Source organism: Marinobacter sp. MMG032, from assembly GCF_040112695.1.
Classification (GTDB): domain Bacteria; phylum Pseudomonadota; class Gammaproteobacteria; order Pseudomonadales; family Oleiphilaceae; genus Marinobacter; species Marinobacter salsuginis.
Window position 1 is genome coordinate 1,507,216 of record NZ_CP157802.1, and the last position, 22,697, is coordinate 1,529,912.

Annotated in this window: 21 protein-coding genes and 1 riboswitch; of the genes, 9 read left to right on the top strand and 12 right to left on the bottom strand. The window is 57.6% G+C overall.

All coding sequences use genetic code 11. The features are described 5' to 3' along the window. The first annotated feature begins 2 nt into the window (after window positions 1-2). From ABNF92_RS06940 to hslU, 3 genes are all read left to right on the top strand, one after another. On the top strand, window positions 3-641 hold the full coding sequence (locus tag ABNF92_RS06940) for an SPOR domain-containing protein (protein ID WP_349343806.1): 639 nt from the start codon (window positions 3-5) through the stop codon (window positions 639-641). 91 nt (window positions 642-732) lie between these two features. After that, window positions 733-1,263: an ATP-dependent protease subunit HslV gene (gene hslV / locus ABNF92_RS06945; RefSeq protein WP_349343807.1), complete on the top strand. Its 531-nt coding sequence runs from the start codon at window positions 733-735 to the stop codon at window positions 1,261-1,263. Between the two features lie 12 nt (window positions 1,264-1,275). After that, on the top strand, window positions 1,276-2,604 hold the full coding sequence (gene hslU / locus ABNF92_RS06950; protein WP_136631241.1) for an HslU--HslV peptidase ATPase subunit: 1,329 nt from the start codon (window positions 1,276-1,278) through the stop codon (window positions 2,602-2,604). Window positions 2,605-2,660: 56 nt separating this feature from the next. On the opposite strand, the gene ABNF92_RS06955 is transcribed toward hslU, so the two are convergent. From ABNF92_RS06955 to ABNF92_RS06965, 3 genes are all read right to left on the bottom strand, one after another. Beyond that, window positions 2,661-3,902, bottom strand: a complete 1,242-nt coding sequence (locus ABNF92_RS06955) for a patatin-like phospholipase family protein (RefSeq protein ID WP_349343808.1) — start codon at window positions 3,900-3,902, stop codon at window positions 2,661-2,663. A gap of 121 nt (window positions 3,903-4,023) precedes the next feature. Continuing rightward, the gene (gene ptsP, locus ABNF92_RS06960; RefSeq protein WP_153634776.1) at window positions 4,024-6,330 is read right to left on the bottom strand and encodes a phosphoenolpyruvate--protein phosphotransferase; all 2,307 of its coding nucleotides are present in this window, start codon (window positions 6,328-6,330) and stop codon (window positions 4,024-4,026) included. 15 nt (window positions 6,331-6,345) lie between these two features. Then, a complete protein-coding gene (locus ABNF92_RS06965; RefSeq protein WP_136631244.1) occupies window positions 6,346-6,876 on the bottom strand; it encodes an RNA pyrophosphohydrolase in 531 nt (176 codons plus the stop codon). A gap of 172 nt (window positions 6,877-7,048) precedes the next feature. Here ABNF92_RS06965 and ABNF92_RS06970 point away from each other — a divergent pair, with 172 nt between their 5' ends. Then, window positions 7,049-7,705: an HAD family hydrolase gene (locus tag ABNF92_RS06970; protein ID WP_069185138.1), complete on the top strand. Its 657-nt coding sequence runs from the start codon at window positions 7,049-7,051 to the stop codon at window positions 7,703-7,705. A gap of 53 nt (window positions 7,706-7,758) precedes the next feature. Here ABNF92_RS06970 and ABNF92_RS06975 read toward each other — a convergent pair whose 3' ends face one another. The 7 genes from ABNF92_RS06975 to thiC form a co-directional block, all read right to left on the bottom strand. Beyond that, window positions 7,759-8,955, bottom strand: a complete 1,197-nt coding sequence (locus ABNF92_RS06975) for a class I SAM-dependent rRNA methyltransferase (RefSeq protein WP_349343809.1) — start codon at window positions 8,953-8,955, stop codon at window positions 7,759-7,761. A 31-nt stretch (window positions 8,956-8,986) separates the two neighbouring features. Then, a complete protein-coding gene (gene gcvH, locus ABNF92_RS06980; RefSeq protein WP_069185136.1) occupies window positions 8,987-9,379 on the bottom strand; it encodes a glycine cleavage system protein GcvH in 393 nt (130 codons plus the stop codon). Between the two features lie 46 nt (window positions 9,380-9,425). After that, window positions 9,426-10,316, bottom strand: a complete 891-nt coding sequence (locus ABNF92_RS06985; RefSeq protein WP_349343810.1) for a LysR family transcriptional regulator — start codon at window positions 10,314-10,316, stop codon at window positions 9,426-9,428. 88 nt (window positions 10,317-10,404) lie between these two features. Continuing rightward, on the bottom strand, window positions 10,405-11,211 hold the full coding sequence (gene cpdA / locus ABNF92_RS06990) for a 3',5'-cyclic-AMP phosphodiesterase (RefSeq protein ID WP_349343811.1): 807 nt from the start codon (window positions 11,209-11,211) through the stop codon (window positions 10,405-10,407). A gap of 200 nt (window positions 11,212-11,411) precedes the next feature. Beyond that, window positions 11,412-11,897 carry a DUF1249 domain-containing protein gene (locus ABNF92_RS06995; protein ID WP_069185133.1) on the bottom strand — a complete coding sequence of 162 codons (486 nt, stop codon included), beginning with the start codon at window positions 11,895-11,897 and terminating at the stop codon, window positions 11,412-11,414. Beyond that, the gene (locus ABNF92_RS07000; protein ID WP_349343812.1) at window positions 11,897-12,514 is read right to left on the bottom strand and encodes an NUDIX domain-containing protein; all 618 of its coding nucleotides are present in this window, start codon (window positions 12,512-12,514) and stop codon (window positions 11,897-11,899) included. Before ABNF92_RS07000 ends, ABNF92_RS06995 begins: the two co-directional genes overlap by 1 nt. Window positions 12,515-12,575: 61 nt before the next feature. Further along, the gene (gene thiC, locus ABNF92_RS07005) at window positions 12,576-14,453 is read right to left on the bottom strand and encodes a phosphomethylpyrimidine synthase ThiC (RefSeq protein WP_349343813.1); all 1,878 of its coding nucleotides are present in this window, start codon (window positions 14,451-14,453) and stop codon (window positions 12,576-12,578) included. 87 nt (window positions 14,454-14,540) lie between these two features. After that, a riboswitch (TPP riboswitch) is annotated at window positions 14,541-14,663 on the bottom strand. 186 nt (window positions 14,664-14,849) lie between these two features. Here thiC and ABNF92_RS07010 point away from each other — a divergent pair. Then, window positions 14,850-16,208 carry a TolC family outer membrane protein gene (locus ABNF92_RS07010; RefSeq protein WP_069185130.1) on the top strand — a complete coding sequence of 453 codons (1,359 nt, stop codon included), beginning with the start codon at window positions 14,850-14,852 and terminating at the stop codon, window positions 16,206-16,208. Between the two features lie 56 nt (window positions 16,209-16,264). Here the strand turns inward: ABNF92_RS07010 and waaA are convergent, their stop codons facing one another. Continuing rightward, the gene (gene waaA, locus ABNF92_RS07015; protein WP_349343814.1) at window positions 16,265-17,518 is read right to left on the bottom strand and encodes a lipid IV(A) 3-deoxy-D-manno-octulosonic acid transferase; all 1,254 of its coding nucleotides are present in this window, start codon (window positions 17,516-17,518) and stop codon (window positions 16,265-16,267) included. Between the two features lie 121 nt (window positions 17,519-17,639). On the opposite strand from waaA, the gene lpxL reads away from it, so the two are divergent. From lpxL to ABNF92_RS07035, 4 genes are read left to right on the top strand one after another with little or no spacing between them, the layout of a single operon-like run. Beyond that, the gene (gene lpxL / locus ABNF92_RS07020; protein ID WP_083231882.1) at window positions 17,640-18,587 is read left to right on the top strand and encodes an LpxL/LpxP family Kdo(2)-lipid IV(A) lauroyl/palmitoleoyl acyltransferase; all 948 of its coding nucleotides are present in this window, start codon (window positions 17,640-17,642) and stop codon (window positions 18,585-18,587) included. A gap of 47 nt (window positions 18,588-18,634) precedes the next feature. Further along, the gene (locus tag ABNF92_RS07025) at window positions 18,635-19,630 is read left to right on the top strand and encodes an ELM1/GtrOC1 family putative glycosyltransferase (RefSeq protein ID WP_349343815.1); all 996 of its coding nucleotides are present in this window, start codon (window positions 18,635-18,637) and stop codon (window positions 19,628-19,630) included. Further along, complete coding sequence (locus ABNF92_RS07030) at window positions 19,627-20,742, top strand: glycosyltransferase family 4 protein (RefSeq protein WP_349343816.1); 1,116 nt, start codon at window positions 19,627-19,629, stop codon at window positions 20,740-20,742. The genes ABNF92_RS07025 and ABNF92_RS07030 overlap by 4 nt, the downstream gene beginning before the upstream one ends. Beyond that, window positions 20,739-21,794: a glycosyltransferase gene (locus ABNF92_RS07035; protein WP_349343817.1), complete on the top strand. Its 1,056-nt coding sequence runs from the start codon at window positions 20,739-20,741 to the stop codon at window positions 21,792-21,794. Before ABNF92_RS07030 ends, ABNF92_RS07035 begins: the two co-directional genes overlap by 4 nt. 23 nt (window positions 21,795-21,817) lie before the next feature. On the opposite strand, the gene ABNF92_RS07040 is transcribed toward ABNF92_RS07035, so the two are convergent. Beyond that, a complete protein-coding gene (locus tag ABNF92_RS07040; protein WP_349343818.1) occupies window positions 21,818-22,612 on the bottom strand; it encodes a glycosyltransferase family 2 protein in 795 nt (264 codons plus the stop codon). Window positions 22,613-22,697 lie beyond the last annotated feature (85 nt).

A 22,697-nucleotide genomic window follows, 5' to 3' on the forward strand; every position in this document is an offset into this window, starting at 1 on the left:
GAATGTCCCGAGATTACGCCCGCAAGGACAGACCTTCCAAGGCCTCGGCCACTTCGCGCAAAAAGCCTGCGAGACAGGCAAAGCCGAAGGCCGCCCGGCCAAAGCCAGCGGCCAGTGCCCGCTCCCAGCACGGCAGCCTGTCACTCAAGTGGATACTGTCCCTCGCAGCCGTGGGCGGCTTTATCGGGTTTATCGTCTACCTGAACTCTTTGCCAACGAGCCCGCATTCACAGCAGCCGGCAGTCACCGAAAAGCCGACCCAGAAACCGGCGAAAACTCCTGCAGAGACCGCGAAAGCAGAAGATAAACCCGGGTTCCGCTTCTACGAAATGCTGCCGGAATCCGAGGTTGTGCCGCCCAAAGTCGAAGAATACACGCCCGGACCAACGCAAACAGATTTCAATTATCTGCTTCAATCCGGCTCCTTCCGCAGCAAGGAAGACGCGGAACGACAGCGGGCCCAGATCGCTTTCCAGGGTTTGCGGGCAAGCACCCAGAGGATTGACCTGGACAATGGCTCCGTCTGGTATCGCGTCAATGTTGGCCCCTTCACCTCCCGAAGCCAGATGAACTCCGCTATCGACAAACTGGTTTCCCTGAATATCCAGCCACTGGTCCGGAAGATCCCCAAGGAAGGCTGATCTTTCCGGGCCGCGCACGAACACCTTGAATTCGCCACGCAAGCCACCATAACAACGGGATACCAATTTCAATCAGGCAATTGGAGCCCAAATGACTACCATTCTTTCCGTCAGGCGCGATGACGAAGTTGCCATGGGTGGCGACGGCCAGGTTTCCCTGGGCAACACCGTAATGAAAGGCAATGCCCGGAAGGTACGCCGTCTATACAACGGCAAGGTGATCGCCGGTTTTGCGGGCGGCACCGCCGATGCGTTTACCCTTTTTGAGCGCTTTGAAGCCCAGCTTGAGAAGCACCAGGGCAACCTGACCCGAGCCGCTGTGGAGTTGGCGAAAGACTGGCGAACAGACCGGGCGTTGCGAAGGCTCGAGGCCCTGCTGGCCGTTGCGGACAAAACCGCCTCACTGATCATCACTGGCAACGGCGATGTGATCGAGCCGGAGCAGGGATTAATTGCCATCGGTTCGGGCGGTCCCTTTGCCCAGGCCTCAGCCCGGGCCCTGCTGGAAAACACCGACCTGACAGCACACGAGATTGTTGAAAAGGGTCTGGATATCGCCGCCGACATCTGTATCTACACCAACCACAATCGCACCCTTGAAGTGCTCTCCAAAAACGACTGATCCGGAGCGACCATGTCTGCAATGACTCCCCGTGAGATTGTCCACGAGCTCAACAAACACATCGTGGGCCAGGAAGAAGCCAAGCGGGCGGTGGCCATCGCCCTGAGAAATCGCTGGCGCCGGATGCAGCTCGACAGCAGCCTGCGCGATGAGATCACACCCAAGAACATTCTGATGATCGGTCCCACCGGTGTGGGCAAGACCGAGATTGCCCGGCGCCTCGCAAAATTGGCCGATGCCCCGTTTCTGAAAGTGGAGGCTACCAAATTCACCGAAGTCGGCTACGTCGGCCGTGACGTGGAATCCATTATCCGAGATCTGGCGGATATGGCTGTCAAAATGCTGCGCGAAGCAGAGATGAAACGCCACGAGGAGCGGGCACTGGATGCCGCGGAAGAGCGTATTCTGGACGCATTGATTCCGCCGCCCCGGGATTTCGGTGAGGACAGCCAGCGCAGCTCTGATTCCTCCACTCGCCAGCTGTTCCGTAAGAAACTCCGCGAGGGCGAGCTGGATGACAAGGAAATCGAGATCGACCTGCGCAACTCCAGCGCCGGGGTGGAAATCATGGCACCTCCAGGCATGGAGGAGATGACCAATCAGCTGCAGAGCATGTTCTCAAACCTGTCCTCCGACAAGCGCAAGACCCGAAAGATGAAGGTTGCGGACGCGCTGAAGCGGGCCAAAGAAGAAGAGGCTGCCAAGCTGGTCAACGAAGAAGAAATCAAACAGAAAGCGATCCAGGCGGTGGAACAGAATGGCATCGTGTTCGTGGATGAGATCGACAAGGTGGCCAAACGGTCCGAAAACACCTCGTCAGATGTCTCCCGCGAGGGCGTTCAGCGCGATCTGCTTCCTCTGATCGAAGGCAGCACCGTGAGCACGAAATACGGCTCTGTGCGAACCGATCATATTCTGTTTATTGCTTCCGGCGCGTTCCACCTGTCCAAGCCCTCGGATCTCATTCCGGAGCTGCAGGGCCGCTTGCCGATCCGCGTTGAACTCCAGGCACTGACACCCGAGGACTTCAAACGCATCCTGACCGAACCGGATGCCTCCCTGGTGCAGCAGTACGAAGCGCTGATGCTGACCGAAGGTGTGAAACTGACCTTCCGGGAAGATGCCATCGCCCGTATTGCCGAGGTTGCCTGGAAGGTAAACGAGAGCACAGAAAACATCGGTGCTCGTCGGCTGCATACCGTCCTTGAGCGGTTGCTGGAGACACTGTCCTTCGATGCCGGCGACAAGGTTACCGATGGCTTCGAGGTAACCGCCGAATACGTGGATGAAAAGCTTGGAGAGTTGTCCGAAGACGAGGATTTGAGCCGGTACATCCTGTAGACGTGAACGAGACTGGGCAGATGACACAGTCATCTGCCCTCCTCACCTAGTGAACATTATTGCGCCTTTGAAAAGAGGTGCGACACGTTAGTCAAGCCACCCGCCAACCGGCCCTTCTCAGCTTTTTTCTTTCTCCCCTTGGCCACATACAGCGGCAGCATTTCGCCGTATAGACTGGTGCTAATCGTCCGCTGCTCGTCTTCAAGGCGATCCCGGCGAAGCTTGATGCCATATTTCGCCAGCTTGGGCTCCAACTGGTCTGCGCGATTCAATAGATCCCGCCGTGTCATCTGATAAGCGTGCTCACACACCATTCTGCGGGACTGGAAGCTGAATACGTTGGAGAAGAACAGCTTGGCGTCGTCTCGGGTGGGTTCAAACAGCAGAATATCCTTGTCCGGATAGTCCCGGGCATACTGGGCAATGCCGGACTGCATCCGGGAATACACCATGGTCCTGAAGGTCTGAGACAGAAGGTTTGGCATACCTGAGCGGGTCAGTTCGCCCGGCTTCATGGAACCGGCCCGGACCGCCGCACTGGCATCGATCGGCACCTGGGGATTCACGGCGAAAACCAGGTCGGCACCGTCTTCAAAAGCCACGGAGGCGTGCAAACCCTTGCGCAGTGTACCGTCCACATAATACCGCCCATCGATTTCCACTGGCACATACAACCCCGGCGAAGCAGTGCTGGCCTGAATAGCCTTGGAAATGGGCACATGATCAAAACCGGGAGCGCCAAAGCAGACCGCTTCGGTACTCTCAACATCGGCAGCCACGATGTAGAGGCTGCGCTTGAGCTGACGGAAATCATTGGTGCGCCCGAGCATGGTGAAGGCCCGCTTGAGATACTCATGCAGGCCTTCGTTATCGAACAATCCAGCCGGCGCTACCTGGGCCAGGATGGTCATGGCTTCCAGCAGACTCTGATCGTAGGGGTTGTTGACGAAGCGACTCACTGCGGTCGAAACCAGCCCGGGAATTGCCAGCAATCGACTGCCAATCTCCCGGAAAGCCGGGCGATAGAATACTTCCGGATGGAACGGGTGTACTTCCGCCTCGTTGCGCACGAAAATCCGGCAAAGTTGCGCCGTGGTCATCTGGTTGGCGAGATTCGCCGCCACAAAAGAGCCGCCGTTAACGCCGACATAGACATCGATGTTGTTGAAATCGAGACCATCGAGCGCCTCATCCAGCGCCCGGAGCGCTCCGATTTCATAAATGCCGCCCAGAGGACCACCGCCACCAAGGGCAAGCCCTATGCGGGGAGCGGGTTTATGATCAGCTGGCGAGCTCATAGACTTCCCTTTTCCGGATAAAGAATGCGGGCCCGTTATGTGGACCGCCGGATACATCAGTACCCAAGATAACAACGGTATTTAGAGTACACACCCTATATTGCTGCAACCTGCCCCTGTATCAGGAGACGGCGGCCTCCGACACCGCCATGGCCGTCGACTTCCCCGGTCGCAGATAGCGGCCGAAACCGGCATTCCTCAACGCCAGATCAACGCAGCTCTTGATAACGTGAGGCGAATCCAGCAATAGCACATCTTCCAGCAACTGGATGGCCCACTCCCGACTGACACTGCGAATCACCGATTTGACCTTGGGCAAACTGGCCGCGTTCATGGACAGTGAATCGTAGCCCATGGCCATCAACAGCAGCGCGCCACCGGGATCACCCGCCAACTCGCCACAGATACCAACTGGTTTACCGACGGAATGCGCATCCTGGGCAATACGGACCAACGCCTGAAGCACCGCCGGGTGATACGAGTGATAGAGCTGGGCTACCCGCGGATTGTTACGATCCACCGCGAGCAAATATTGGGTCAGGTCATTGGAGCCAACCGACAGGAAGTCCACCCGGTCCGCTAGCTCCCGAATCTGGTAAACGGCAGCTGGGATCTCAACCATCACACCCACTTTGGGCATATGAATGTCGTAGCCCTCTTCGCGAACCTCGTGGTACACCCGATATATAAGGTGCAGGGACTCCTCCACTTCCGAGATATTCGAGATCATCGGCAGCATGATCTGGAGGTTGTTCAGACCTTCACTGGCCTTGAGCATGGCCCGGACCTGCACCAGGAAGATTTCCGGATGGTCCAGGGTAACCCGTATCCCGCGCCAGCCAAGGAACGGGTTCTCCTCCTGGATGGGGAAATAAGTCAGCGCCTTGTCGCCGCCAATATCCAGCGTGCGCATGGTCACCGGGCTGGGAGCGAAGGCCTCGAGCTGCTCACGGTAATACTCCCGCTGCTCCTGCTCGGAGGGAAACCGATCCTTGATCATGAAAGGCACTTCAGTCCGATACAGACCGATACCCTCAGCGCCGTGGGAAAGTGAGCGGACAACGTCGGTCATCAGCCCGGTGTTCACCAGAAGTGAAACCCGATGGTGATCGGTCGTTTCACAGGGCTTGTCCTTGAGTACCTCAAGCCCCCGAATCAGCTCGTCTTCTTCATCGCAGATCGCCTGATAATAGGAGCGGAGATCAGCAGACGGTGAGGCAAATATCTGGCCCTCAAAGCCGTCGACAACCAGTTCCTTGCCATCGAGCTGGTTTACCGGAATGTCCACCAGCCCCATAACCGTAGGAACGCCCATGGCCCTGGCAAGGATAGCCACATGGGAGTTACTGGAGCCTTTGACCGACACCAGACCGACGAGTTGCCCTTTCGGAACCTCGCCAAGCATGGCAGGCGTCAGCTCCTCGCTGACCAGCACTGTGCGCTCAGGATAATTCAGGTGTTTCTGTTCACCTTCTTGCAGGTGAGACAGAAGGCGACGGCCGAGATCCCGGATATCAACAGCACGTTCCTGGAGATAATGATCATCCATCATCTCGAAGTGACGGATATATTGCTGAACCACCTGCTTCAGGGCACCCTGGGCCCAGATACCTTCCCGAATCTTGTTTGCCACCTCACCGGGCATTGCATCGTCACCCAGCATTCTCAGGTAGACATCGAACAGGGCCTGCTCTTCCGGACGTAGCTGTGAAGCCAGACGCTTTGCCACCCGCTCAATATCCCCCCTGACCGCTTTGACCGAAGCTTCAAAAAGCGCCAGCTCCTGATCAATATCGTCGGTGGGCTTTTCAGGCACCACATCAAGGTCCGCGGATGGATAAACGACAACACCACTGCCGATGGCTACCCCCGGTGCACCCGGAACGCCATTGAAGCTGACATCATGAGCCTCCTCACCGGTCAGGGAGAGACCGCTGATGGCACCGGTGGCTTCACTGTGGGCGATAACTCCTGCCAGCTGCGCGGAAACGGTTACCAGGAACGCCTCTTCACCCTCATCAAAACACCGGGAACTCTCCCGCTGCTGAACAACGAGAACGCCCAATACCCGGCGATGGTGAATGATCGGAACACCGAGGAAAGAACGAAACCGCTCCTCCCCTGTCTCCGGGAAATAGCGATAGCGTGGATGAGACGGTGCGTCTTCCAGATTGATCGGCTCCTCACGGGAACCAACCAGGCCAACGAGGCCCTCGGAATAGGCCAGGCTCACCTGGCCAACCGCCTTGCGGTACAGGCCTTCGGTGGCCATCAGAATGTAGCGGTTGGTGGCTGGATCCAACAGGTAAACGGAACACACCTCGGTGCCCATGGCCTTCTGCACCCTCGATACAATGATATCCAGCGCCTCCTGCAGATCGCGGGCGCTGTTTACCTCTTGTACTAGACTTCGCAGAATGCTCAGCATGGCGGTGTCAGTCCGTCATTTCTGGTGTTCCTGTAAACGCTGGCTCTGCTCCGCCCTGTGCCACTGCTCCATGTTGTAGAACAGCCGTGGGGCAAGCTCTCTCAGCGCGCGTCGATACACTTCTCGCTTGAATGAGACCACCTGGCCCAATGGATACCAGTAACTTACCCATTGCCAGCCATCAAACTCCGGTGAATCCGTACCGTCCACGCAAACTTGCGCGTCCGGCGATAACATCCTCAGCAGGAACCATTTCTGTTTTTGGCCCACACAGACGGGGTGGGAGTTTTGGCGTACCATCCTCCTCGGGAGTCGATACCTCAGCCAGCCTCGGGTGCAACTGATGATTTCCACATCGTTTGCACACAGGCCGATTTCCTCTCCAAGCTCCCGGTACAGTGCGTCCTCGGGGGATTCATCATGTTTGATGCCGCCCTGGGGGAACTGCCAGGAGTCCTGCCCTATTCGCCTTGCCCAGAGAACTTCTCCTCTGTGATTGGCCAGAATGATTCCGACGTTGGGTCTGAAACCGTCTGAATCGATCACGGCACAGTCCTCTCAAAAGTCGGTGGACCGGTCAAAAATTCACCGGTCGGAATTGTCCAAGTTGCTCTCATTCTTACAGAATCCCAAGGGTTCGGCAAACGGAGCCGTTGGGGACAGGTCATGATAGACTTGGCCCTTTACTGCAAGCCCTGTGATCACCGGAGGTAACCGCTTGACGCTCGCAATTTTTGATCTGGACAACACCCTTCTGGCCGGCGACAGCGACCACGCCTGGGGCGAATTTCTGGTAGAGGAAGGCATTGTTGATGCCGAGGAATACCGCCGGGCGAACGACCGGTTTTATCAGGAATACCTGAACGGCGAGCTGGACATCCTCCACTACCTGGGGTTTGCCCTTCAGCCGTTGGCCAGTCACAACATGGAAGAGCTACTCGCGTGGCGGGAAGCCTTTATGGAGAAAAAAGTGCGCCCCATGATGCAGGCCACTGCAGATACGCTGCTGGACAGCCACCGGGAGCAGGGTCACACCCTGATGATCATTACTGCCACCAACCGTTTTGTGACTGAACCCATTGCCGAGGCCCTCGGCATCGAACATCTGATCGCCACCGAGCCCGAGCTTGTCAACGGCCGTTATACAGGCGAAGTGGCCGGCACCCCGAGCTTTCAGGATGGCAAGGTCACGCGACTGGATGACTGGCTGAATGCCCATAACAGGACACTTGAGGGGGCCTGGTTCTACAGCGACTCCCACAATGACTTGCCGCTGCTGAAAAAAGTGGACAACCCGGTAGCCGTCGATCCGGACCCGACCCTGGAGCAATATGCCCGGGATGCCGGCTGGAAAGTGATGTCTCTGCGGGGCTAAGACGTAAATAGAGGCTCAGATGAAAGAGTTCATCTGAGCCCGACTTCAACTGCTCAGAAAAACCCGGTCAGGGAGCGTACAAAGCAGGATTTGATGTAATCGGTTTCGGGAATGCCCGGAATCACGGGATGATCCGGCGCCTGATGCCCCTGCTCCAGCAACTGGACGAAGCGGTCGATCTTCCGGCCGCTGCCCCGGATGATATCGATCAGTTTTTCCTGTGACAGGTGCATCGAGCAGGAGGCACTTACCAGAATTCCATCGCGCTCCAGCAAACGCAGCCCCAACTGGTTCAGGCGGGCATAAGCCTCTTCCCCGGCCTTCTGGTCCCTGCGCCGGGGGATCAGTGCCGGCGGATCAAGAACCACCACATCAAACTTTTCCTTCTCATCAGCCAGCGCCTTCAGCGCCTCGAAGGCATCGCCCTCAATGGTTTCCACATTGTCCAGGCCATTGAGCCTGGCGTTGTGGTGCACCGAATCAATGGCACCGGCGGAGCTGTCCACACAGGTCACCTGGGCGGCTCCAGCACAGGCTGCCTGGATGCCCCAGCCCCCGACATAACTGAACACATCGAGAACCCGCTTACCCGGCGCGTAGGCCTGCAAACGGGCGCGATTCATCCGGTGGTCATAGAACCAACCCGTTTTCTGGCCACCTTCCAAAGGTACCTCGAACCGGACACCGTTCTCCTCCACTTCCAGAAGACTGACTTCAACACCATGGGCCTGCTCCACGTAGGTATCCAGCCCCTCGACCTTGCGCATCTTGCCGTCGTTTTTGAGGATGATCGCCTCCGGATGTGCCAGGCGCTGAATAGCCCGAACAACCGCGTCCTTCATCGCCTCCATACCAGCCGTGGAGATCTGAACCACCACCGTGGAATCAAAACGGTCGACCACCAGCCCTGAAAGACCATCACTGTCGCCAAACACCCAGCGATAGTATGGCTTGTCGAAAAGCCGCTCCCGCAGCTCAAGCGCAGCTTCCATCCGCTGGGTTAACCGCTGCGGCGTCATACCATGGCCCGGGTCCCGACTGATCAGCCGGCCGCAAATCAGCGCATGGGGATTCACGAACACCGTCCCCAAAGGCTTGTCATTGGAGGCCCGAAGCTCCGCCTGGACACCAGCCTCGAAATCCGTCAGCGGGCTGCGACGGGTGTCCACTTCATTACTGTATACCCAGAGATGGCCAGCACGGAGACGGCGCTCCGCGCCTTTTCGAAGATACAGAACCGGAAAATTCATAGAGATGACCTGGGAAAGAATTAACGAGGGATTATTCCTCGGCAGCCACATGCTCCGCGTAAGCGGCGGAGTCCATCAGACCATCCAGCTCGCCCGCATCCGCCAGCTTCACCTTGTACAACCACCCGTCGCCATAAGGATCCTCATTGACCTTCTCCGGCTCATCTTCCAGGCTCTCATTCACTTCGATCACCTCTCCGGTCACCGGGCTGAACACGTCCGAAGCCGACTTCACAGACTCCGCTACGCCAGCTTCCTCTCCACCGTTAACGGTGACGCCCACATCCGGAACACCGATATAGACCACATCACCCAGTTGCTCCTGGGCAAAATCGGTAATGCCAACCGTCGCCGTGCCGTCATCAGACACGCGAACCCATTGATGAGTCTCAATGTATTTCAGGTCTGCGGGTATCTCACTCATAATCTGGTTTCCTGAACGAATTTTTTGCGCATTTTAACTGAAGACGTTAACTCCAGCGAACCTCACGTGCCAGCTTCATGAACGAATTCAGGTAATCCACCTCCCGATCACGCTCCCGAAGCCCAAGGAAAATCTGCTTGGGAATTCCAGCCTCGCCCAGTTGTACCGCTCGAACCGGGATCCGGGCACCGTAATCTTCAACCAGCCACCGCGGAAGCGCCGCTACACCGCGGCCTGCGGCGACCATCTGCAGCATGATGTCGGTGGTCTCAATGGTTTTATGCAGCGCCGGACTGGCATGCGCCGGCAACAGGAACCGGGTGTAGATATCCAGACGCTCGATCTCAACCGGGTAGGTAATCAGGGTTTCTTTCTCCAGATCCTCAGGTTCCGCCCATGCCTTGCCCGCCAGAGCATGGTCTTCAGCCACTACCAGCACCTGCTCATAGTCGAACACGGGTTCGAAGACCAGACCCGGACGGTGCAGGGGGTCCGGAGTTACCAGCATATCGATGTCGTGACCAAACAGTGCTCCAATGCCACCGAACTGGAATTTCTGTTTGACGTCCACGTCCACACCCGGCCAGCTCACAAGATAGGGCCCGACCACTTTCAGCAGCCATTGGTAGCAGGGGTGGCATTCCATCCCGATACGCAGCGTACCCCTTTGTCCCTTGGCAAACTGATCAATCAGCATCTCCGCATGCTCCATCTGCGGCAACAGCCTGTTGGCAAGTGACAGCAAGTATTCTCCCGACTGGGTCAGTCGTAACTGCCGCCCTTCCCGCACCCAGATATCGGTTCCCAGCTGCTGCTCCAGCTTACGAATGGAATGACTGAGTGCAGACTGGGTAAGATGCAGGCTCTCCGCCGCCGCAGTCAGCGAACCCTGCTGATTGACCGCCCTGAGAATCTCAAGGTGGCTCCGCTCGATCATAGACACTCCAAATATGGTCAACAGGAAGAGGCTTTCCTGCCTTGAAGGACACAGGCGTTGCCGCCGCCAGGGAACTGGATGAAGGTACTCAGTAGCCGGTACTGTTCTGATCCAGCTCGAACTGGAAATCCTTCGCCCGGCGAACTTCCGAAGAGAAGTTCCCGGATTCGTGGAATTCGAACCAACGGTACCCGGGGGGAAGATCCTCGACCGAGAACTTGCTGGAACCGGAGGTAAACTGGATACAGGTAGACGGCGTGGCCATCAGCCGCACGCCTTTGCGTTCGCGCTCATGTTCCTGGTGAATATGTCCCCAAAGCACGATCCGAACCTGAGGAAAGCGATCAACCACCTGCCAAAAGGCATCCCGGTTGGTAAGCCCTATTTTTTCCATCCAGTCAGAACCGATATCTACCGGGTGGTGATGCAAGGCAACGACTGCCGGAAGATCCGGGTGCTGCTCCAGGGCTTCGGCCAGGAAGTCCAGCTCTGAGTCGGCCAGGGCCCCGAAAACCTTGCCGGGCACTGAGGAATCCAGCATGACAAACTGCCACCCTCCCCGCATCACATGCCGGTCGCAGGCATCATATTTTCCGGCGACTTTAGCCAGGTTGTCCGCGTGATCATGATTACCGGCGATCCAGACTGACGGACAGGAAAACACCTTCAGGCTCTCGCCAAATACGCGGTACGCCTCCACGGACCCATCCTGGGCAAGATCCCCGGTAGCCAGAATCAGATCCGGCTGGCCGTGTACCTTCAGCACTTCCGCGATAACCGCCTGCAGGCTTTCACGGGTTCTGACGCCCAACAGATCTCCATCGGCACGCGCCATAAGGTGTGGATCAGTCAGCTGCAGCACCCGCAGTGGGCGGGCTTCTTCCTTCGTGGTCATGGCTTTCTGGATCTACTCACTGGCAATGCGTGGGATTCACCCAAGTGTACGACGCCGGTTGGCGGATTTATCACATTGGAATCGAACCGGAGTCACATTCTGGCCAGACTTTGGCGAAATATTGCAATTTTTGACAACTATGGCACATCGGCGCGCCATAGCCACACCACTTTAGTACGGGATAAGGCACTTAGACCGTCTCAGTCGACGCCTTCACCGGCGGACCAGGCCGCGTGTTCCATGGGCAGGTGTCCAAACCGAAGACAGTAATCTAGCCAATCGGCCAGGAAACCGTTGACCTGCACCTTCTCGTCGGGATGGTGCATGAAGCGGTTGGGGTAGTCATTGACGGGGGCAATCTGGCGATCACGGTAACAGCTGATCACTTCGGCCATGTTGGCATCGTGGTAGACCCGCACGGTCATTTGAGGATTATTGAGCCAGCGCCCGGAATTGTGAACCTGCTCAAGCAACAGAGTTTCCGTAAATCTTGCAGTCTGGAGCACCTGAATCCGGACTCGTCCCAGATAGTGGTTTTCCCGATGCAACTCGAACTCGCAGACGGGCTTACCGTCTACCTCCAGCTGCCGCAATTTCTGTAACCGCTGATAGTTCCCGTCACACAGGGCACCAAGTTGCCTCAGATCCGGAACGTACCGCTTGGGCTTCATGGTCCATTCACCCATTACTGCCACCCTTTCCTCAAACGGGCCCGATTTAGTTCGAGCCACTGGAGAGCAATAATGGCGGCCGCGTTGTTGATACGGCCATCGTGGATCATCGCTATAGCTTTGTCCGAAGATACCACATGGGCGCGTATGTCCTCGTGCTCATGCTCCATACCATAGAGCCCGCCAGCGTCTTCTGTGCTCACTCGGCCACAGTAAAGGTGAATCATCTCGGTGCTGCCGCCCGGGGACACCAGGTAATCGCAGATTTTTTCCAGCGGTTCAAAGGTAAGCCCGGCCTCTTCCTGACCTTCCCTCTGCGCCACTTCTTCCGGACTCTCACCATCTTCGTTCATCCCGGCTACGAGCTCCAAAAGCCATGGCGACTGGTCGCGGCCGAGGGCACCCAGGCGAAACTGTTCCAGCAGAACCACTTCATCACGCTCCGGATCGTAGGGAAGCACGCAGGTGGCATCGCCACGAATAAAGAGCTCGCGCGTGAATACAGGCATGTCGCGGCCATCGAAACGCGGATGGGTCAACCAGAGCTTATCCATGCGGAAGAAGCCCTGGAAGACGGTTTCACGTTTCTCGACGTTGACGTCGTTGGCGGTGAACTGGAACGGTTTGGCCATTTTTCGCCCGGTCGTTGAATCGACTTGGAACGATAGCCTTTAGTTGGGTATTACTTCAAGTTCAAACCTTGTCGTACAGCTTGCTCCCGGACTCCACGAACTCGCGGGATTTCTCCTGCATACCGGCATCCACCGCGGACACTTCATCCAGTCCATGTTCCTTCGCATAATCCCGGACTTCCTGGGAAATCTGCATGGAGCAGAACTTCGGACCACACATGGAACAGAAATGCGCCACCTTCGCGGATTCCTTCGGCAAGGTTTCGTCGTGGTAGGCGCGGGCGGTGTCCGGATCCAGCCCCAGATTGAACTGGTCTTCCCAGCGGAACTCGAAGCGGGCCTTGGACAGGGCATTGTCGCGAATCTGGGCGCCTGGATGCCCTTTGGCGAGGTCGGCTGCGTGGGCGGCGATCTTGTAGGTAATGATGCCGGTTTTCACGTCGTCCTTGTTCGGCAGGCCCAGGTGCTCCTTGGGTGTGACATAGCAGAGCATGGCACAGCCGTACCAACCGATCATGGCGGCGCCGATGCCGGAGGTGATGTGGTCGTATCCGGGGGCGATGTCAGTGATCAGCGGCCCCAGGGTGTAGAAAGGCGCTTCGTCGCAGCATTCGAGCTGCTTGTCCATGTTCTCCTTCACCAGATGCATCGGCACGTGCCCCGGCCCCTCAATCATGCACTGCACATCGTGTTTCCAGGCGATTTTGGTGAGTTCACCCAGGGTTTCCAGTTCGCCGAACTGAGCCGCATCGTTAGCATCGGCAATGGAGCCGGGCCGCAGACCGTCGCCAAGGCTGAATGACACATCGTAGGCCTTCATGATTTCGCAGATGTCTTCGAAGTGCTCGTACAGGAAGCTTTCCCTGTGGTGAGCCAGGCACCACTTGGCCATGATAGAGCCGCCCCGGGAGACGATGCCGGTCGTGCGTTTTGCAGTCATGGGCACATGGTGAAGGCGTACGCCCGCGTGGATGGTGAAGTAATCCACCCCCTGCTCCGCTTGTTCAATCAGCGTATCCCGGAAGATTTCCCAGGTCAGGTCTTCGGCCACGCCGCCAACTTTTTCCAGAGCCTGGTAAATCGGCACGGTGCCGATGGGCACCGGGGAGTTGCGGATGATCCATTCCCGGGTTTCGTGGATATTCTTGCCGGTGGACAGATCCATGATGGTGTCGGCGCCCCAGCGGATGCCCCAGGTCAGCTTCTCCACTTCCTCTTCGATGGAAGAACTGACGGCGGAGTTGCCGATATTACCGTTGATCTTCACCAGGAAATTGCGGCCGATGATCATCGGTTCGATTTCCGGGTGGTTGATATTGGCGGGGATAATCGCGCGCCCTCTGGCCACTTCGTCGCGGACAAACTCTGGGGTAATTTCCGGCGGCAGATTGGCGCCGAAGGACTGACCGGGATGCTGGTCTTTCAGCAACCCCTGTTCCCGGGCCTCCTGCAGTTTCATGTTCTCCCGGATGGCGATGTACTCCATCTCCGGGGTAATAATACCTTGACGGGCATAATGCATCTGGGAAACGTTCTGCCCGGGTTTGGCACGCAGCGGTTTGCGCTCATCCATGAACCGCAGCGGATCGAGCTGCGGATCTTTCATCCGACGGCGGGTGAATTCCGAAGAATAGCCGGGCAGTTGCTCCACATCACCGCGCTCGGCAATCCACTCGGCCCTCAGAGGCTTGAGGCCCTTGCGCAGGTCAATGGTGGCTTCCGGATCGGTGTAGGGGCCCGAGGTGTCGTACACCACCACCGGCGGATTCTTTTCACCGCCCATTTCAGTGGGCGTGTCCTGCACGGTAATTTCCCGCATGGGCACCCGTAGATCGGGTCGGCTACCCTGTACGTAAATTTTACGTGAACTTGGCAGGGGTTTGATCGCGGCGGAATCCACCTGGGCGGAATCGCTGAGGTAATCAGGCAAGTCGTTCATCATTCGCTCCCGGAACAATTTTTGGATTTCGGGTCGCGTATGACGGAGCCGTGGACACTCTTCCTCACCAGAGGAATTATGGTCGGTCAGCACTGTGGTCTTAAATCCCTACGCCGGTATTATCCGGATCAGGTCGCGGGTTCTGCGATGCAATCTCAGCCGGTTGCTTCCAATTCTTCGGAAAGCAGACCAGCACCCCGTCAAGACGCGAATCTGTAAAGCATGACACCCAGAATGGGTGCCATTTGCAAGTGTAGAGCTGCGGGCATTTATTGTCCATAATGGCCAACCAGACCCGTCGGCCCATGAAACAATCGGGGCGAAGCAGCGTGTCTACCAGTCCGACACGCGCCCCGGATACCGGGCAAAGATGCGTAACCGTATTCAGGAGACAGAATGAAAAAGCGATTGCTTTCCGGACTAATTGGCCTCATGGCGGCCCAGCCCGTCCTTTCCATGGATCTGGTCGAGACCTATGAGAAAGCACTTTCCTACGACTCCGGTATTGCCGCTGCCAGGGCAAGCTTTGAAGCGCAGCAGGCAGCAAGCGATGTCAGCCAAAGCGCATTGCTACCCCAGATCGGCGCCTTCGGTGAGGGCAACTACATCGATGTGGATGGTCCCAACCAGGATAACAGCTACCGGGAACTGAACTACGGCGTACAACTTACCCAGCCACTTTTCCGGGCCGACGCCTGGTTCCGTTACGACGCCAGCAAGTTCCAGACAGAATCGGCGCGGGCCGAATACAATCTCGCCCAACAACAGTTGATCCTGGATGTTGCTACTGCGTACTTCAATGTGCTGAGGGCCCGGGATACCGTCACCACGGCCCGGGCAACTGAAGCTGCCATCCAGCGCCAGTACGAGCAAGCGCAGGAACGCTTTGATGTCGGCCTGATTGCAATTACAGAGGTCTATGAGGCCCGCGCCAGCTACGACGACAGCAAAAGCCAGCGCATCGCAGCCGAAAACCAGCTGAATGTTGCCCGGGAACAACTGGCCCGGCTGACTGGCGAGTACGCTGAAGAGCTGGACAATCTACGCCAGAACTTCCCCTTGGGCCGCCCGGATCCCATGGATCCGTCAGCCTGGGAAGCAACTGCCCTTGAGCAGAACTGGTCGATCCAGTCTGCACTCTTCGAGCTCAATGCCAGTGAGGCGGGCCTGCGGGAAGCCAAGGCCGGGCATTATCCCACTGTGGATTTGAATGCCTCCTATGGGGACACCAACATCGACGGTGGCTCACCAACCCAATTCGAAGGCACGCAAGCGACCATCGGGCTGACCCTGAACGTTCCTCTGTACAGTGGCGGTGGCACACAGGCGGGCGTTCGCCAGCAACGTTCATTGGTAACGGTTGCGGAACAGTCACTGAATACCGTTCGCCGCGATGTCCGAGTGAACACCCGAAGCCTTTTTCTGACAGTCAACAACAACGTTGAAACCGCGTCGGCACTTGAGCAGACCATCGTTTCACGGCGCAGCGCCCTGGATGCCACCCGCGCAGGCTATGAGGTAGGAACACGGAACATCGTGGAAGTACTCGACGCCGAACGGGCCTATTACGTTGCCCTGCGAGACTATGCGAACGCCCGCTACGACTATGTGATCAACTCGCTTCAGTTGAAGCAGGCTGCAGGAACCCTTAGCCCTCAAGACCTGATTGAGCTGAACAACTGGCTGAGCGCGGCCGCACCTGGGATCGAAGCCCTGGCAAATGAGGAAGAAACCCTGAACGACCCGACCCAGTGACACTAAGGGCGGGCCCTCCGGCCCGCCAACTTCCTATCTGAGCAATGGGTAATGGATCAAACCCGCTCAATAATCCCGTCCACCACTTTGTCGAGCGCCCCACGGTTCTTGTTAACAACCTCCAATGCCCGGAGACCAATCGCCTCGCGCTCCCGGTGATCACTAAACAGCGAGGACACATGAGCAGCCAGATCGTCTGCATCGGAAACCACTTTTACGCCCCGATCATCCAGCAGACGCTGGTAGATTGTCTCGAAATTGAAGAAGTGAGGACCTGAAAACACGGGAATTCCCCAACCGGCGGGTTCCAGTGGATTATGGCCACCGCGCTCGATCAGCGAGCCGCCAACAAACGCCAGGTCGCTGGCGCCGTAGAGCATCATCAACTCCCCCATGGTATCACCGAGGTAGACCTGAGCCCCGGCCGGGTCTTCTCCCATAGACCGTCGGGCCAGCACCAGTCCTTCCTTCAAGGTCTTTTCCGCCACGGACTCAAAACGATCGGGATGCCTGGGGACCAGGATAAGCAGCGCGTCCGGATGCTTTTCCAACACTTTCACATGGGCGGCAATCAGTTGATCATTTTCGTTGCCATGGGTGCTGCCGGCAATCCAGACCGGTCTACCCGCCAGCTTCTGCCGGAGCGTCCTGGCAGCTGCTCGCACGTCCTCCGGAATATCAACGTCAAATTTCACGCTACCGGTGACGGCGACTTTGGCCGGTGCAACGCCGATTCGCCGAAACCTCTCAGCGTCTTTCTCCGCCTGGGCCGCCACCCAACTGATGCTGCGCATGATAGGAGCGGCAAGCCCGCGAATACGCTCGTATCCCCGCGCGGATCGCTCTGAAAGGCGGGCATTGATCAAAAACACAGGAACCCGACGTGCTCGACACTGGCGAATCATGTTCGGCCAGATTTCGGTCTCCATGATCACCAGAATTCGGGGATTGGCACGGTCGAGGAAGCGTCGGATGGCACCGGGCGTGTCATAGGGTGCGTAGGCGTACTGCACCTGATCACCGAACATCTTGCGCGCCTGAGCCAGGCCTGTGTCAGTCATGGCTGTCATCAGGATGGTGATACCCGGGTTCCGGACCAGCAAACGTCGGACCATTGGCGCAGCCGCGATGGTTTCACCTACCGAAACGGCATGAACCCACACCACCGTTCCGCTTGCCCTGGGCACAATGCCAAGGCGCTGGTACCAGTTGCGCCTGAGATCCGGAGCTCGACGTCCGTTCCACCACAGGCGTAGCAGGATGAACGGCAGAATCAGCCGAATAAGCTGGGAATAGATAAATTGCAGCACACAGGACTCCGGGCAAAACAGTGCGCTATCATAGCGCAAAACCTATTGATTTGCTTCCGATTGATCGCTTGGGCCATTGTGTCACCGTTGATCGACTGAGACCTGGCAGGACCCTCTTTACGTGAAAAAGAAATACCGCAAATTACCGCGAAACACAGATTACTCCGCCTACCGTCATCCCCGATGGTGGCCCACGTGGATAGCCATATCCCTCATGTGGTGTGTGTCACGGCTCCCGATCCGCGTTCAGTGGTGGCTGGGCAAACTGGCTGGGCTGTTGGCGCTCCGCCTTGCCGGCAGTCGTCGGCACATCGCCCAGGTGAACATCCGTCTGTGCTTCCCGGAACTTACAGCCGCCCAGCAATCAGCGCTGGTTCGCAATGCCTTTATCGCCAATGGCATCGGCCTGCTGGAACTTGGCATCGCCTGGTTTCGTGATCCGGCGAAACTCACGGGCATCACCCGAGTCCATGGCCTTGAACACTTCGAGGAAGCCCTGGCCCATGGCAAAGGCGTTTTGTTACTGGGGGGGCATTACAGCACCCTGGATCTCGGCGGCAGCCTGGTAACCGAATTCATTGAAGCAGACGTTATGCAACGGGATCACAACAATCCGTTGATGAACGCGGTCATGACGAGGGCCCGGGAACGCCGATACGGAACTGTGCTGGGCGCGAGAGACCTCCGAGGGTTGTTCCGCAGCCTCAAGAAGAACCGTGCGGTCTGGTATGCCACCGATCAGGATTATGGCCGTAAGGATATTGTTTTTGCTCCATTCTTCGGCATACCGGCGGGCACTATTACCGCCACATCCAGAATTGCGGAGCGCAGCGGATGCAAGGTGGTTCCGTTCAGTCATTTCCGGCGCGACGATGGACCGGGTTACGACATATATTTCCACCCGGCCCTTGAGAACTTCCCCAGTGGGGATGATCTTCAGGATGCAACACTGATCAACCAGACTATCGAGCGAGAGGTGCGGCGAGCGCCTGATCAGTATCTCTGGATGCATCGACGATTCAAGACCCGTCCGGACGAGAACGACCCTGGCTTCTACAAACGCCGGTAACCCAGAACCCTGGCAATACGGAGGCCGGCAGTGCATGCCGGAACACCATGGCCAAATCAGAGTCCAGAACGCAGGATGCATCCACACCGGTGGTGTGGCTTCTGACAGACAGCAAACCTGGCCACCGGAACCAGCTGAAGGGGCTTGGCAACCGGCTTCGCGTCCTGACCGGCGCAAGCACCTACTGGGTCGACGCCTCCGCCATGAAAATTCCGCTCTGGCGGGCCGTCCTGGGATCGCCACCGCGCATGCAGGAGTCATTGCCGCGCCCCGATCTTGTCGTCGCGGCAGGATCCGGCACGCATCGACTATTGCTTGCGCTGCGAAAACTTCGTGGAAGCCGGTCACTGGTCATCATGAAGCCCGCATTCCCGCTGTCTCTGGTCAGCGGCGCACTGATTCCGGCCCATGATCGCGTCCATCCAGGCCCGCGGGTACTGCTAACCGAGGGCGTTCTGAATACCATCACCCCCCTGGCCAGAATCACCGAGAAACGGGAAGCATTACTCCTGATTGGCGGGCCTTCCCCCCATTTCGATTGGGACGACGATGTTGTCCTCGGCCAGATATCCCACCTGATCGGTCATTACCCCGACTGGCGGTGGACCATCAGCACCTCCCGGAGAACACCAGAGCCCATGCAGGAACGCCTTGACGAAATGGCCGGGCTGCGGATTACCGTTGTTCATCCGGACGAGACCCACGAGGACTGGCTGAGCCATCAATTGTCGGCCTCGCGAGCGGTCTGGGTCACCCCGGACAGCATGTCCATGGTTTGTGAGGCGGCAACCTCCGGGGTGCCAACGGGCCTTTTCGAGTTGCCTGCCAGATCCGGGAGCCGCGTTGTGGAAGGTGTGGAACGGTTGGTACGGAGCGGGTATGTTGCCCAGTGGACCGACCACGCCAGCGTTATGGCGGGCCAGGCCGACCACGACCGGTCGCTCTGGGAAGCCAACCGCGCGGCGCGTTGGGTCATTGAAAACGGATTGCTCGCAAAGAACCAGAAAACCAGTCAACGCCTGCACAAGGGGAACCAACCTTGAGAATTCTTCAGGCACTTCCGGCACTGTACAGTGGCGGGGTGGAGCGAGGCACCGTTGAGTTTGCCGCCGATCTCGTCAAACGTGGCCACGAATCCTTTGTTGTCTCCAAGGGTGGCCCCATGGCCGAGCAACTGCGGGGGCAAGGTTCGAAGCATATTTTCATGCCGATACACAGGAAGAGTCCCGCCTCCTTCGGGCAAATCCTGCCGATGCGAAAACTGCTCCTCGAACTGAAGCCCGACATCATTCATGTGCGTTCGCGCATGCCCGCCTGGATTATCTTCCTGGCCCTGAAAAGCATCCCGAGGCACGAGCGACCGGCGGTTGTCTCAACCTTCCACGGCATGTACTCGGTAACACCCTATAGCGCCATCATGACCCGCGCCGATCACATAATCGCAGTCTCCCAGTGCGTGCGGGATTACGTGATGAACAATTACCCGGTCCCCGAGGAAAAACTGACGGTCATCCAGAGGGGTGTGGATGTGGATGCCTTTCATCAGCGGGAGCTTCCACAACAATGGCTCGACCGCTGGTTCCGTCAGTATCCGCAACTGGCCGGAAAAAAAATCATCATGATGCCGGGGCGGATTTCCCGCTGGAAAGGCCAGCTGGACTTCCTGGCCATGATGGCGAAGCTGGTGAAGGCGCGGCCTGATTGCCACGGCATTATTGTGGGTGGCGCAGAACCCGGCAAAGAGCATTTCCTGGATGAACTGGAGAAGGAACGTTCGCGATTGGGCCTGACCGAAAATGTCAGCTTTCTGGGCCAGCGCAATGACATGACCAACCTGTACCTGCTCTCCGACGTAGTCTGCCATATGAGCACCAAGCCCGAGCCCTTTGGCCGGACAGTGACCGAAGCCCTGGCCTCAGGAACACCAGTTGTGGCCTACAACCGGGGCGGCGCGGCGGAAACCCTGCAGGCGTGCTTCAGGGATGGACTGGTGACGCCAGACAACGTCGAAGAATTCGCTCAGGCCGTTTTGCGTATGCTGGATACCGAGCCTCCGGTCATCGAGATTCCCTACCGGTTCCGTCTGGAAGCACAGACCGAAGCGAGCCTGAAAGTTTATGAGATGGTTCTGAAGAGCGCCGCCGGTCGATCATGACGTCACCACGCCGATTAACGATTGCCCTGCTGATTGCCACGCCCGGCACAACCTGGGGCGGTATGGAAAAGCACACTGCGGATCTGGCGAAAGCGCTGGCCGACCGTGGGCATTGCGTCCATGTGATCGGCCATAAAACCTATCGGGAAAGATTCTCTGCCGGCGTCCAGTTTCATCCACTGCCGGTTCAACTCGGGCGGCGGAATCTCTGGCTTCAGCTTGCCCTCCGCCGGCGCCTTCGCGAACTGTCACCCGATATTGTTCACGCCCAGGGCAACAAGGCTGCGCAATTGGTAGCCAAAACCGGAAAACTTACCCGAGTACGGGTCGGCACGGTGCACGGCACCAAGTCCAGTCACAAGGCATTTGATCGACTCGACGAAGTCATTGCCGTAAGCCCCCGGATTCTGGCGTCCCTGCGACACCCCAGAAAACACCTGATCTACAACGGTGTGGAGCCTAGGGACCAACAAATGACAACCGTCGATGGCCCGGAGCTCCCCTCGGGAGTCACCAATGTCATCGCCGTGGGACGACTCGAAACCGTCAAAGGCTTTGATGCGCTGATCAGAGCCTGGGCCATGCTCGGCAGCACCGCAGATCACTGTCATCTGACCATTTTTGGCGAGGGCAGCCAGCAGTCACAGCTTGAACAGTTGATTCGCCAACTGAAACTGGAAAACTCGATCACTCTGGCAGGTTTCCGGGAAAATCTGGCACCCATCTACGAAGAGGCCCAATTGACGGTAATAAGTTCCGAGCGGGAAGGTTTTCCCTATGTGCTGGCGGAGTCACTTCTTGGTGGTTGCCCTGTTGTCTCAACTCCGGTATCTGGACCACGGGATATTCTTCCAGAAACGGCTCTCAGCGCAGGTTATCGAGATCGGGACCTCGCCGATTTAATGGCGCAAGCGCTCGCTGATCTGGAGGCACTGAAGCGGAGCCAGCAACCGGCCACCGCATTTGCCCGCGAAAAACTCACGATCACTGCCATGGCAGAGCAAACGGAAGCGCTCTACCTGAGGGCGATGGGCGAGCGCCGGGCGAACTGATGGCGGCTATGCCCGGTGGCGACCTAGCGTGTATTTTCCTTCTCGAATTCAGACAGCATCTGCATCTCCCGAGCCTTGGCCAGGCGCATGAAGTTCCTGTTGGCTGCAGTAATGGAAACGCTAAGCCCGAACCAGCCATTCAGGATCTGGCGATGAAGCAGATAATATTTCAGGAACTTCACGGGAAACTCGGCGAACAGGCGGGCACTGGAAATTCGTCGCCCCTTTGCGGCCAGAAAGCGGGCCTGCTCCGTCGACAACTGGCAGTACTTTCGCTCCATCTGCTCCAGGGAAATCAGCGTGCGATGTAACACATCGCCCTTGAGCTCAACAACCCGTCCAGCTTTCACCTGCGGCCGGTCATTGTTGCTGTCTTTTTCCGGCTCGATCTCCGCCTTTTTGCGATTGTAGAGCCTGAGGATCTTCTTCGATTTATCATGGCGGAATGGATGCCGTGGGTCCGGCTGCGACAGAACCCAGCGCATACGGAATCCCGCAATGTCCGGGTCAACCGGCTTTGAAAAAAGGGCCTGGATGTTGGCGACAAGTTCGTCTGACAACACCTCATCTGCATCCAGATCCAACACCCAGTCATTCCGGCAAAGACTGGCAGCAAACGCCTTCTGGCAAGCAAACCCCTGCCAGTCGTTACGCACGAACCTTGCACCGGCCGCTTCTGCGATTTCGCGGGTTCGGTCAGTGCTCCCGGAATCGACTACGATAATTTCATCAACCCAGCCGGAAACCTTTGCGAGGGATTCCGGCAATCGCAGTTCTTCATCCTGGGTGATGTAATAAACGGATAACGGTAGCTTCATCAAAGTTCCTGGTGTCGAGGCAATCGGTTTACGGACTGGTCAGAACAATATCATGGTTGCCTTATGATAAGATGACGCCCCTAAT